Here is a 13,190-nt window from a genome sequence, read left to right as displayed (position 1 = left end):
CGTTAGACTAGATCGCTGTAATGGTTACTTGATTGCGTAATTCATCAATCAGTTCGCGTGTTGCCAGATCATCCGAGAACGCAGTCGCGCTTCCAGATGCAACCCCGGTGCGGAAAGCTTCCAGCAAATCTCCGCTCTGTACATAGGTACCTACGAATCCGCCAATCATGGAGTCACCGGCACCAACCGAGTTTTTCACAGTGCCTTTTGGCACATTCGCATGATGAACTTCGGCTTTGGTAATGAATAATGCACCCTCGCCTGCCATGGAAATCAACACATGTTTGGCACCGGCTTCCAGCAACTTACGCCCGTATAACACCAGTTCCTCGCGAGTATTAATCGTTACACCGAACAGTTCAGCCAGTTCATGATGATTTGGCTTCACCAGCAATGGTTCATGTACAAGAGCTTCCATTAACGCAGGGCCAGTTGTATCAATCACAAATTCGGCACCCGTTTGCTTGCATACTTTAATGAGACGATCATAAAAATCCGTTCCAAGTGAAGGCGGTACACTTCCGGAGAGAATGACAATATCTCCTTTTTCCAACGAAGACAATTTGTGAAGCAACTGCTCCGCCTCTTCGGCACTTATTGCAGGTCCAAGACCATTAATCTCTGTCTCTTCTCCATGCTTCAGCTTGATGTTAATGCGAGTATCGTCTGCAATCGTAACAAAGTCTGTCCGAATGTTATCTTCTTGCAACTTGTCATTAATGAAACGTCCAGTAAATCCACCAAGGAAACCAATAGCCGTGTTATCTGCTCCAAGTTGATTCAGTATGCGAGAGACATTAATGCCTTTGCCGCCAGGGAGCTTCAAATCCCGATTCATTCGATTCAATCCGCCAAGCTTCAGCTCATCCACTTCCACGATGTAATCAATGGACGGGTTAAGTGTTATCGTATATATCATCGTTATCCCTCAATTATTTTAGTTTTCTGGGCGATTCCATGCCGCCAATGTTCTGGCATCTGCTCGGTAATCAAATCGGCCTCCTCCAAATCAAACAATTTGGCAAAAGTAATTTCCCCTATTTTGCTGGAATCAGCCAGCACATAAGATTTTCCCGACAATTGATGTGCACGCCTTTTAATCAAGGCTTCCTCCGGATCCGGTGTTGTATACCCCATTTCGGGATCAACTCCGTTGCTTCCAAGAAAACATTTATCAAAACGGAAATTATCCATGTTCTGTAATGCGATACTGCCAATGACTGCTTTTGTATGAATTTTCATCATACCTCCGAGCAAATAACTGCGAATACGCTTGCTTACCAAAGCCTCAACATGTGAAAGTCCATTGGTAACAACCGTTACGTCTTTAGCTTCAATAAAAGGAATCATGGCTAACGTTGTCGTTCCTGCATCCAGATAAATGCATTCGCCATTTTCGATCTCCTGTGCAGCCAAACGGGCAATCGTCGTTTTTTGTTGAATGTTTTTGAACGTTTTTTCTTCCATGCCCGGTTCCAGCGTTTTTTCATTCACCAGTGCGGCACCGCCGTGGATGCGTTTGAGCATCTGACGACTCTCAAGATCGATCAAGTCACGCCTAATCGTTGATTCAGAAGCACCCAACACATCAACAAGCTCTTGCAATTTCACAATTCCCTGTAAATGTAAGCGCTCTATAATTGCAGCATATCGTTCTTCAGTCAGCATCTTCATTCCTCCAACTGCTTCTATAGTATCATAATTCACTCAAAAAACAACCACTTTCATTCAAAATAATTTAAAAACATTCAAAAACCCGCATCTTTCGACTTATTTTCTTGTCCAATTGTCCCTTTCTTACTTCATGTTCTTAAAGTTGGAATTCCGTGCCCTTCAAATCTTCATTAAAAATCCTGCAGCCTCCAGCGCTGGATGCGCGGCGTTGCAGGATTTTGCTGTTCATGGGAACTGCATGACGTTTATGACTCTACAACCATAGCATCCGGTTTGGGTTTAAGCCATTTGCCATCTTCATTAATAAAAGCACCCTTGAAGCGGCCCATCTCCAATTGTTCAATTAACCTCTCCTCGTCCATGACCAGAATCTCAGCGAGCTGCCCCAAGGTGTAATAATGAGCGGGATTGTAATCGAGCAGCACAGGAACAGACGTATCATATAGTTCTTTGATCAGATTCTCAAAGGAATGCCGACCCAGGTTCTCCATATCTCTATAAAACTGCAAATGTTGGGACACCATATTACGGAAAGATTTATTCTCCAGATGCATCCACAACGTATTGCAAGCCCGAACACTCATATGATTTTGTTCCACATCGTAAAATTGAACTTCTTCAATCTTCATGTATTTCTCTTGAAATGCTACGATCTTAATCAAAGGTACATTTCGTTTACGCGACGCTTTCTTCAAATGGGCTCTAAATTGTTCATAGTTCATTTCATTCATCTATTATCCCTGCCTTTAACATGTTCCAACCGACATTTTACAACAAATTAAAGGCAAGTGTAACCTTCATCATATAAAAAGCAAAAAAACGTGCAGCATCAGATGCCACACGTTCACAATATTATAGAGTGCGATTACTCAGCGAGGGCACCACTTTTCACCCACGTAGCCGTAAATTCCTGTTCTTCATACGCATAGAATTGTTGCAAAATAATCTCCCGATCATCGAGGAACAATTGATCCGCTATGGCAGAGACCAGTTTCGGCACCGCGCTCTTGGTCCCCGATATTGCCGATGCCGACAGACCACAGCTGGCAAGTGCAGAGTAGTTGAATACAAACAGTCCGTGCAACGGTTTCTCACCCTGTTCACTCCTGCTTGTCATTGCAAACCCGGAACTCAGGTATGGATGTGCGTCCAGCAACGCATTGCGAAGCTCTGGCGGAGCCTGGTAACAATCCTCCCAACGTGCGATGTATGGCTCCACAAGCTTCAGTTCAGGACGGAGTGCCGGATCACTGAGAAGACCTGTGCTAATAATCAGAAAATCAAACTCATATGCTCCCTGTGTGGTATGCACAATCGCGCCTTGGTCTGTTGCTTCTACACTCAGCCAAGGCGAATTCAAATGTAGTTCGAATCCAGGCCAGGCTGCCGCACGATTAAACGTATCGTTGGTTGGGGGTTGATTGAATTTGAAGAAATGAGAGATCACTTCATATTTATCAGCAACCGGAAGAGCGTGGTATCGCTCTATCATACCGGATTGTTCCATCTGACGAATGGGATTAACACTAGGCAGTTGTTCCCGCCGGACAAATACATAAGCTTCTGCCACACCGGTGGCAAGGGCATAACTGGCATTATCGAATGCAGAAGCGCCGCCGCCAAGTACAGCAACCCTTTTACCTTTTAACCGATCAAAATCAATTGCTTCCGACGTATGTGCATACCGATCCCGAGGTAATCTATCGGCAATCATGGATGGCACATGCCACTCTCCACCACCTTGTATTCCCGTAGCAAACACTACTTTGCGAGCAAGTATAACATCCATCTGAGATCCAGCCTTGTTCACATGAAGTCGATGTATTCCGTTCTCCATAGGCTCAACCAGCGTCAATTCTACCTCATTAAGCACAGGCAGATTCAGCACTTTCCGATACCAGCGTAAATAATTCATCCAGTCTCCACGCGGGATTTTATCTACCTCTTCCCAACCTTCGGGCCCTACCTGTGCTTCCCACCATGAGCGAAAGGTTAACGAGGGGATACCCAGATCGATGGAAGTCAGATGCTTGGGTGTGCGCAAAGTAACCATACGTGCATAAGTCTCCCAAGGTCCTTCAAGCCCCGATGCATTCTCGTCAATGACCACAATATTGGAGATCCGTTCACGAAGAAGTCCAAATGCCGCTCCTAATCCACTCTGGCCTCCACCCACAATGACGACATCATAGACATGACCATCCGCATGTTCTCTTGGACGTACCCAGTTCGCGCCACCAAATGACAAATAAGCCAGATCATTCTTCACACGTTCATTTAAAGCTTCCAGGCTCATGATTCATCAACCCTTTCGAGATACATATATGAACTAGTCTTTCTTTGATTATTTGATGTAAGTTTGTTGTCAGTTATATTGAGAGTAATTGTGCTTTTTCTTTGTGTTTCTGAAATATATTAGCGTTATTATATGAGTTATCGGGGATTTTTTGAAGTTCGCGGTAGATTTATTGTCATCAATACTAAAAATATCTAACATGCTTGTTAATTCCTACGAAACTCTAACTGGATTATTAATGCAGTTCCTGCTGAACGGATGATTTGCAGAAAAAAAAAAAGACAGACCAAGATGTAACCTTGGTCTGTCTTATTAAAGGAATGCTATTGGCCGGCTTGTTCACGGCGCTGCAATTTTTCATTGGTTAATTTCTCAGGGGTCACATCATGACCCAGTGGGTCCACAACGGATACTGCCAGCATGGTTGTCAGCACCTGACCTCGAATAGCCTGTAAATATTGTTTTCTAAGCTCCTGCTGCTCGCTTTTTTCTGCTTTTGTCAAACCGACGCTGCTGCGTTGTTTTCGACTTAATTCGTTAATGCGTCCCAAAATAGGAATCATGAAATCCACCTCACTTGTTATTCCACTTGCCAAAAGATATTTCGAATATCTTCAAACTAACTTATTACAACTTTACGAATTTGTCCATAGGCGCAATCCGTTGAGAAGTGTTTAGGTGATCTCATGCACAGACCACACAATGCCATTTGTAGCACCACTGCCAAGGTTCAATGTAATCGTCAACCCGTTTGCAGCATAGAACAGTCCAATCACATCTCCCGCATTCAATGCGACTTCCACTGCCAAAGTCACTGAACCACTTCCCAGCACTGCCCGCAGTGTAAGTAGCGTAATCGCGACATTTAGGACGGGCAACAAACCACTGACAAGTGTCGTTACCGTTGGGGATGTTCTCTGTACAAGAAAGGCTGGGTTAACGCCTGCACCCAGAGATAGGGCAATCGCTGCAGTCGTTGCATAATTGATCGTGGCCACAATGGAGTATCTTCCGGTTACCGGGACGGTATAGTTTCCTGTGGTTGCATTGAAGTTGGCATTACCGTAATAGGGAGCCGTAGTCGTCCAGTTGGTTAACTGAGTGCTGGTTGCTGTCGAAAGTGTAGCCAGGAATGCCGAGAACCCTTGTGTTGCAAAATTGGGGCCGGTTGGGCCCGTGGCTCCTGTCTGCCCCGTTGCCCCAGTCGCACCGGTAGTTCCTGTTATGCCTGTTGCTCCAGTGGCACCCGTAGCTCCGGTTGCACTCGTTACACCGGTTACCCCCGTAATTCCATTAGCCCCAGTTGGTCCAGTCGGGCCGGTTGCTCCTGTGATGCCTGTAACCCCAGTTGCACCTGTAGTTCCTGTTGTCCCAGTTACACCAGTTAGTCCTGTAGCTCCCGTTATTCCTGTTTCTCCAGTTGTTCCGGTCGCGCCAGTTATACCTGTAACTCCTGTTGAACCAGTACTTCCGGTGGCACCTGTTACACCCGTTGTACCTGTAGTTCCTGTAGCACCGGTCACACCCGCAATACCCGTAATTCCTGTTGTGCCTGTGGCTCCTGATACACCTGTGAGCCCTGTAGCCCCAGCTGCTCCGGTCACGCCAGTAATACCCGTGGTTCCTGTTGTTCCCGTACTTCCTGTTGTTCCCGTCGCGCCGGTCGTGCCTGTAACGCCTGTTACACCCGTCTCTCCTGTAATACCCGTGGTTCCTGTTGCTCCAGTCACACCTGTGATCCCAGTGGCTCCAGTCGTACCTGTTGTACCTGTTGTACCCGTAACACCAGTTACGCCAGTTGTGCCAGTGGCACCAGTCGCACCCGTAGTTCCCGTTGCTCCAGTAGCCCCGGTGGGTCCCGTCACACCAGTCGTACCTGTGCCCCCTGTTAGACCCGTCTCTCCAGTTTGACCAGTTGTGCCGGTGGCTCCTGTAATTCCAGTAGCTCCAGTCACACCCGTAATGCCAGTTACGCCGGTCGTGCCGGTTGCTCCTGTTTCACCAGTAATACCCGTTGGACCGGTTGCCCCTGTAGCACCAGTCGTACCTGTAACTCCGGTTATGCCAGTCGCACCAGTGGCTCCGGTTGGTCCTGTTGTACCTGTCGTGCCGGTTACGCCAGTAACTCCCGTAGTTCCGGTTGCCCCAGTGGCTCCGGTCGCACCGGTTGGTCCCGTTACACCTGTTGTACCAGTCGCACCTGTAATCCCGGTTAGACCCGTCTCACCTGTCGTTCCTGTGACCCCTGTTGAACCTGTAGCACCAGTAATTCCTGTGGCTCCTGTGCTCCCAGTTAGACCCCTCTCTCCAGTGACGCCTGTTGCTCCTGTCGTTCCAGTTTGGCCAGTTGTGCCAGTGGCTCCTGTAACACCTGTAAATCCAGTTACCCCAGTAATTCCAGTAGCACCAGTCGCACCTGTAATCCCGGTTAGACCCGTCTCACCTGTCGGTCCTGTGACCCCTGTTGGACCTGTAGCACCAGTAATTCCTGTGGCTCCTGTGCTCCCAGTTAGACCCGTCTCTCCAGTGACGCCTGTTGCTCCGGTCGCACCAATTGTGCCCGTAACACCAGTTACGCCAGTCGTGCCGGTTGGCCCTGTTTCACCAGTAATACCCGTTGGACCGGTTGCTCCAGTAGCCCCGGTGGGTCCCGTCACACCAGTCGTACCTGTGACCCCTGTTACACCCGTCTCTCCAGTTTGGCCAGTTGTGCCGGTGGCACCTGTAATTCCGGTAGCTCCAGTCACACCCGTAATGCCAGTTACGCCGGTCGTGCCGGTTATTCCTGTGTCACCAGTAATACCCGTTGGACCGGTTGCCCCTGTAGTACCAGTCGTACCTGTAACTCCGGTTATGCCAGTCGCACCAGTGGCTCCGGTTGGTCCTGTTGCACCTGTCGTGCCGGTAGCGCCTGTTACACCCATCACTCCTGTAATGCCCGTGGTTCCTGTTGCTCCAGTAGTCCCGGTGGGCCCCGTCACACCAGTCGTACCTGTGACCCCAGTTAGACCCGTCTCTCCAGTGGCTCCAGTCGCTCCCGTCGTTCCAGAAATTCCAGTATTACCTGTAACCCCAGTAAGTCCAGTAAGTCCAGTTACTCCCGTCTCACCAGTTTGGCCAGTTGTGCCGGTGGCGCCGGTAATTCCAGTAGCTCCAGTCACACCCGTAATGCCAGTTACGCCGGTCGTGCCGGTTATTCCTGTTTCACCAGTCGCACCTGTAATCCCGGTTAGACCCGTCTCCCCAGTTAATCCAGTAAGTCCAGTTACTCCCGTAACTCCGGTTGATCCTGTCACACCAGTTTGGCCAGTAATTCCAGTAGCACCAGTCGGCCCGGATACGCCAGTTATTCCTGTGGAACCCGTACTCCCCGTAGCTCCTGTAACTCCAGTCGTACCTGTGACTCCAGTTATGCCAGTCACACCTGTGGCTCCGGTTGGTCCTGTTGGTCCTGTCGTGCCCGTGGCTCCAGTTAATCCCGTAACACCAGTTGGACCAGTAATTCCTGTTAGACCTGTTTCCCCTGTGATACCAGTTGTGCCTGCTACACCAGTAGCTCCCGTAGTACCCGTACTTCCCGTTGCTCCAGTCGTACCCGTTTCACCGGTTACACCAGCAATTCCTGTTATGCCACTAACTCCGGTTGCTCCTGTAACACCAGTTGTTCCCGTCGTACCCGTACTTCCAGTTATACCTGTTAGTCCTGTCTCTCCTGTTGGGCCATTCAAACCGGTAGATCCCGTTACACCTGTAGCCCCGGTGACACCAGTGACTCCTGTTAGCCCAGTTGCACCAGTTGTTCCGGTTGCGCCGGTTACTCCCGTGGCACCTGTACTTCCTGTTTCTCCAGTCAAACCCGTAGGACCTGTAATACCAGTTGCACCCGTTGTGCCTGTTGGTCCTATTTCACCAGTTTGGCCAGTCGAACCGGTAGGGCCCGTCACACCAGTCGTACCTGTGACCCCTGTTGAACCTGTATCTCCAGTAGTTCCGATTGAGCCGGTTGCTCCTGTCTCTCCAGTGACGCCAGTTGCTCCCGTCGTTCCAGTAATTCCTGTGAACCCTGTTTCTCCAGTAACACCTGTCGTTCCGGTTACGCCAGTCATTCCCGAGATACCTGTAATTCCGGTTGCTCCTGTCGCCCCAGTCGATCCCGTCGGTCCCGTCGCGCCTGTGAATCCTGTTAGACCTGTTTCCCCAGTGACACCAGTCAGTCCGGTCACGCCTGTGATACCCGTTGTTCCAGTAATGCCAGTTAGTCCAGTTGTACCTGTAATTCCAGTTTCTCCAGTTGCACCGTTCAGTCCCGTCACACCAGTCGGACCTGTAATACCAGTTGCACCTATACCTCCTGTTAGACCCGTCTCTCCAGTGACACCTGTTGCTCCGGTTACTCCTGTAATACCAGTTGTTCCCGTTATACCACTAGTGCCAGTAGTTCCGGTCACACCAGTAAGTCCCGTTACGCCAGTTAAACCAGTCGTGCCGGTTGGTCCCGTTACACCTGTGTTCCCTGTTAGACCAGTCTCCCCAGTAACGCCAGTGGTTCCGGTCGCTCCCATAATTCCTGTAGCTCCGGTACCTCCTGTGACACCCGTGGTTCCGGTATTGCCAGTTAGTCCAGCCGCACCTGTAATTCCCGTTTCTCCAGTTGCACCGGTCGATCCCGTCACACCAGTCGTACCTGTGACCCCTGTTGGACCTGTATCTCCAGGAGTTCCGATTGAGCCGGTTGCTCCAGTAGGGCCTGTAACTCCAGTGATTCCTGTTTCACCTGTTGGGCCAGTTACACCAGCTGTACCCGTGATTCCTGTGGTCCCAGTCGCACCCGTAAGACCTGTAATACCAGTTGCACCTGTACCTCCTGTTAGACCCGTCTCTCCAGTGACACCAGTGGCCCCGGTCGCTCCCGTAATTCCCGTCATTCCGGTTACGCCAGTCACTCCCGAGATACCTGTAATTCCGGTTGCTCCAGTCGCCCCAGTCGGTCCCGTCGCTCCTGTCGTGCCTGTGAATCCTGTTAGACCCGTTTCCCCAGTGACACCAGTCAGTCCGGTAGCTCCGGTCACGCCTGTGATACCCGTGGTTCCAGTAATGCCAGTTAGTCCAGTTGTACCTGTAATCCCTGTGGCTCCAGTCTCACCGGTGATTCCGGTTACCCCTGTTAACCCTGTCGTTCCTGTGACCCCTGTTTGACCTGTATCTCCAGTAGTTCCAGTTGCTCCAGTAGTTCCAGTTGCTCCAGTAGTTCCAGTTGCTCCAGTAATTCCTGTGGCTCCTGTTACACCAGTATTGCCGGTTATGCCGGTTATGCCGGTTATGCCTGTAACGCCGGTTGTACCTGTACTTCCCGTTGCCCCTATCGCCCCAGCAGATCCTGTAGCACCTGTAACTCCGGTGGTACCCGTTTCTCCAGTAGTGCCGGTGTTCCCAGTTAGACCCGTCTCTCCAGTGGCGCCAGTTGCTCCGGTAACGCCAGTTATTCCTGTGGTACCGGTAGTTCCCGTTACTCCTGTATCCCCGGTGGGTCCTGACACACCAGTCGTACCTGTGACTCCGGTTGTGCCAGTGGCACCAGTTGCTCCGATCGCACCTGTACTGCCTGTAAATCCAGTAATACCTGTTGCACCTGTTATTCCAGTCGTTCCTGTTGTGCCCGCAATTCCAGTAACGCCAGTTACTCCGGTTGTACCTGTTGGTCCTGTTTCACCAGTGACACCACTTATACCAGTGGCCCCAGTGAGTCCTGTCACACCAGTAATTCCCGTGAGGCCTGTAATTCCAGTAGAACCGGTTACACCCGTGGTACCCGTAACGCCAGGTAATCCGGTAGTACCTGTTGATCCTGTTTCACCAGTGACACCACTTATACCAGTGGCCCCAGTGAGTCCTGTCACACCAGTAATTCCCGTGAGGCCTGTAATTCCAGTAGAACCGGTTACACCCGTGGTACCCGTAACGCCAGGTAATCCGGTCGTACCTGTTGATCCTGTTTCACCAGTATTACCTGTTATTCCAGTACTTCCTGTAGTTCCGGTTGTTCCTGTTTCGCCGGTGACCCCGGTGGGTCCCGTTAGACCAGTCGTACCTGTAACTCCTGTTAGCCCCGCCTCACCAGTACTTCCTGTCGCTCCGGTGAATCCTGTCAAACCAGTCGTGCCGGTCGCACCTGTACTGCCCGTAAATCCAGTAATCCCTGAAGCACCAGTATTTCCAGTAACGCCAGTGATGCCTGTTTCGCCGGTTGCTCCCGTCACACCCGTTAATCCAGTTGCCCCCGTAGTGCCTGTTGTTCCAGAAGTACCAGTGCTTCCTGTAGTTCCGGTTACACCAGTAACTCCCGTAGACCCGATCCCCCCAGTGGGGCCTGTCGTACCAGTAAGTCCCGTTTCCCCAGTGGCACCAGTTGCGCCGATCGCACCTGTTATCCCTGTCATGCCGGTTATGCCAGTATTTCCAGTTGGACCCGTACTTCCCGTTGCTCCTATCGCCCCAGTAAATCCTGTAGCGCCTGTAACTCCAGTGATACCTGTGATACCTGTGGTTCCAGTAATACCAGTTGTTCCTGTTGCTCCAGACGGGCCTGTGATTCCAATTTCGCCAGTACTTCCCGTTAATCCAGTCGCACCCGTAATACCTATTAGACCCGTCGCTCCGGTTGGGCCAGTCGAACCTGTAACTCCTGTGAATCCTGTTTCACCAGTAGATCCCGTTAGTCCCATCACACCAATCCCAGTTGGACCAGTTGCTCCAGTGAACCCGGTAGCCCCAGCTAATCCTGCAACTCCAGTTGGACCTGTGAAGCCGGTTATACCGGTATTTCCTGTAGCACCGGTCACGCCTGTAACACCAAATCCGGTAATTCCAGTTGCGCCGGTTGTTCCTGTGACTCCAGTCGATCCTGTACCCGTTGCACCTGTAACTCCTGTGCTTCCTGTAGATCCAGTTGCTCCCGCCTCAACCGTTGGACCGGTCGGACCTGTAAATCCTGTAGTACCAGTCACACCTGTGGTGCCCATCAGTCCGGTAGCTCCTGTTGCACCTGTGACTCCAGTTATTCCGGTACTTCCCGTGGTTCCGGTTACTCCGGTCCGTCCTGTTAAAATGGTTGCTCCCCATATGCCGGGATACCCAGGGTCTCCAGTTAACCCAGTAGCACCTGTTGCTCCAGTGAATCCTCTCATTCCCTGATAACCCCGTGGGCCGCGAAGGAAGGGAATCCTGTGACTTTTCTTTTTTTTGCATTTACGTCTGCTTTTCTTACAAGACTTACTCTTCTTCTTTGGGATAGAGTGCTTTTTTGATTTTTTTGCTTTCCGTTTACCTGTACTGATTAAGGAAATTTTGCGTTTCCTTTTGGATATACCGCTCACAAGAGAATCCCCCCTCCTTGTACACCACGTCAAATCCCCGCATTTTACAATAGTACACTCTATGCCCTGGACTAGCTTTGTGCGCCCCCTATTCAATATACCTATGAAACCTTCACAGTTAGTGATCAATCAATTACTTTTCTCCAAAAAATATATTCCCCTCTACTCCCCCTGCAACTCCAACTCCTTAATCGTCAACGCAATTCCTTCCTCAAAAGATGTTGCCACAACCGGGCCAATCCGTTCCTCATACTTCTATCTACTCAGGATCAGGGGTTCCTCAGTCAGATATAACATTTCTACAATTTCTTTCATAACGGGTACACCTAGTCCAATCAAAGACAATCCCACTCTTCCTAACGCCATCACAGGTTTGCTTCTTCCCGCAGCCTTCTGTGCCAATCGCACGATGTCATGACCCGAGATGAACCCCGATCCAGGAATGTTCCAATTCTGTCCATACGTCATCTCTCTGCTTGCCAGCTCCACCACCATGACCGCAGCATCCGGTAAATAAATATACTCTCTCGGCACGTTCATATTCCCGATAAAAAAAGCCATCTTTCCTTTTGCTATCGCTTCAAGGGTTGAACCCAGATAGGAAGCCTGATTAGCCGATGGGCCATAATAATCTGGCAAACGAACGATCATCACCTGAGTTCTACTCCATCTTGTGCTGAATAACATCTGTTCATAGGCAAGTCGTGTCTTGCCTTTGCGGGTATGTGGCTGCTTCGGATGTTCTTCCGTTACTTCCTTCATTTGTCTTCTGCCATAGGGATAGATTCCGTCTATAACAACCACGTTCAGACCCAAGTGTTCTGCCGCCGCCATCACAGATTCACCGAGCGGAATCAGCCTGCTCTCCATCTCGTTATAAGGGACATTCGCACAATGAAATATGACATCGGCACCCTGGGAAGCAGCAATAATATCCTCCGACCGAAATGCATCTCCAACTGCAATTAGCAGGTGATCCGGATATCCCAATTTTACCGCAAGTTGCTCCAACTTTTGACGGGAGCGCCCAAATGCGATCGTTGAAATCCCTCGTCTAATCAATTCCTCCGTAATTGCTACACCTGTTCCACCTGTGGCTCCAATCACAATAGCTCTTTTCATCGTGGATCGACCTCTTTCATCTATTTAGTGATTGATCAATAACTAAAATTCAAAAAGGGACTTTACCTCCCTCTCTATCGTTCCTTCAGCTCCGGCATATCCAGTGCATTAGATACATTACACAACATCCCGATTGCCAGAAAAATCATGGTTCTTTTTAGCGGTTCAGCAATTCCTGCAACGGTGAAAGCTTCCAGTACCATGGCTCTTACATCACTAATGCCTTTTTGCATAGCCTGACGAATGACTTCCTCCCGGATCGTTTGCGCCTGCATCTGAAGCAAGATCTCGCTCTTGTGCGATTCCAGAATCTTATCATAGGCTTCAATGAGATCATTCTCTAACTGATCTGGTGTCGCCATCTCCACCACAATTCGAAACGAATCAATCACCCGTGTCCATGAGACCTCAATTGCAGTTAATAATAAAGCTTCTTTTGTTTTGAAAAAACGAAATATATACGGCTGTGAGATCTGTGCCCGTTCAGCCACCTGGGCTGTAGTCGCACGATAATAGCCAATTTCCGCGAAGACGTCAATTGCTGCAGAGATAATATCATTTCGCCGGTTAACCGACGCTGCTTTATCCTTTGCCATGATAATCCGCCCTCCAATAGTTAGTGATTAATTGATCAATAGCTTGAAGTATAACGAATACTATCCCTCGATGCAAAGGTATCGTGACCTTGTACAAAGCCAACAAACCCGCAGACGCTGGCTCAAGCC

The 13,190-nt window shown here is 49.8% G+C and carries 7 protein-coding genes and 1 pseudogene; all 8 read right to left on the bottom strand.

The genetic code is table 11. The features are described from left to right. Positions 1 to 7 precede the first annotated feature (7 nt). The 8 genes and pseudogenes from pfkB to MHH25_RS10075 all read right to left on the bottom strand — a co-directional run bounded on the left by pfkB (position 8) and on the right by MHH25_RS10075 (position 13,061). Complete coding sequence (gene pfkB / locus MHH25_RS10110) at positions 8 to 919, bottom strand: 1-phosphofructokinase (protein ID WP_100529032.1); 912 nt, start codon at positions 917 to 919, stop codon at positions 8 to 10. A gap of 2 nt (positions 920 to 921) precedes the next feature. Further along, positions 922 to 1,668 carry a DeoR/GlpR family DNA-binding transcription regulator gene (locus MHH25_RS10105; protein WP_100529033.1) on the bottom strand — a complete coding sequence of 249 codons (747 nt, stop codon included), beginning with the start codon at positions 1,666 to 1,668 and terminating at the stop codon, positions 922 to 924. Between the two features lie 251 nt (positions 1,669 to 1,919). Further along, a complete protein-coding gene (locus tag MHH25_RS10100) occupies positions 1,920 to 2,405 on the bottom strand; it encodes a hypothetical protein (protein ID WP_100529034.1) in 486 nt (161 codons plus the stop codon). Between the two features lie 134 nt (positions 2,406 to 2,539). Continuing rightward, the gene (locus MHH25_RS10095; RefSeq protein WP_340019918.1) at positions 2,540 to 3,970 is read right to left on the bottom strand and encodes an NAD(P)-binding domain-containing protein; all 1,431 of its coding nucleotides are present in this window, start codon (positions 3,968 to 3,970) and stop codon (positions 2,540 to 2,542) included. 323 nt (positions 3,971 to 4,293) lie between these two features. Then, positions 4,294 to 4,533 (bottom strand): DUF896 domain-containing protein, encoded by a 240-nt coding sequence (locus tag MHH25_RS10090; RefSeq protein WP_047842338.1) that lies wholly within the window; start codon positions 4,531 to 4,533, stop codon positions 4,294 to 4,296. Between the two features lie 111 nt (positions 4,534 to 4,644). Then, positions 4,645 to 11,154, bottom strand: coding sequence for a hypothetical protein (locus tag MHH25_RS10085; protein ID WP_340019917.1), 6,510 nt, complete (start codon positions 11,152 to 11,154; stop codon positions 4,645 to 4,647). Positions 11,155 to 11,505: 351 nt separating this feature from the next. After that, a pseudogene (locus tag MHH25_RS10080) lies at positions 11,506 to 12,465 on the bottom strand (NAD-dependent epimerase/dehydratase family protein). A 74-nt stretch (positions 12,466 to 12,539) separates the two neighbouring features. Then, entirely contained in the window at positions 12,540 to 13,061 is a 522-nt protein-coding gene (locus tag MHH25_RS10075; protein ID WP_036670036.1) for a TetR/AcrR family transcriptional regulator, read from the bottom strand. Positions 13,062 to 13,190 lie beyond the last annotated feature (129 nt).

This window comes from Paenibacillus sp. FSL H3-0457, from assembly GCF_037981725.1.
GTDB classification, from domain to species: domain Bacteria; phylum Bacillota; class Bacilli; order Paenibacillales; family Paenibacillaceae; genus Paenibacillus; species Paenibacillus amylolyticus.
Note: the sequence above shows the minus strand (reverse complement) of the source record. Positions and strands in the feature narration are given on the sequence as shown.

Excerpts from the sequence above, each read along its gene's own strand:
- MHH25_RS10105 (WP_100529033.1), bottom strand. The coding sequence starts at position 1,668 with ATGCTGACTGAAGAACGATATGCTGCAATTATAGAGCGCTTACATTTA.
- MHH25_RS10095 (WP_340019918.1), bottom strand. The coding sequence starts at position 3,970 with ATGAGCCTGGAAGCTTTAAATGAACGTGTGAAGAATGATCTGGCTTAT.
- MHH25_RS10075 (WP_036670036.1), bottom strand. The coding sequence starts at position 13,061 with ATGGCAAAGGATAAAGCAGCGTCGGTTAACCGGCGAAATGATATTATC.
- MHH25_RS10090 (WP_047842338.1), bottom strand. The coding sequence starts at position 4,533 with ATGATTCCTATTTTGGGACGCATTAACGAATTAAGTCGAAAACAACGC.
- pfkB (WP_100529032.1), bottom strand. The coding sequence starts at position 919 with ATGATATATACGATAACACTTAACCCGTCCATTGATTACATCGTGGAA.
- MHH25_RS10100 (WP_100529034.1), bottom strand. The coding sequence starts at position 2,405 with ATGAATGAAATGAACTATGAACAATTTAGAGCCCATTTGAAGAAAGCG.
- MHH25_RS10085 (WP_340019917.1), bottom strand. The coding sequence starts at position 11,154 with ATGAGAGGATTCACTGGAGCAACAGGTGCTACTGGGTTAACTGGAGAC.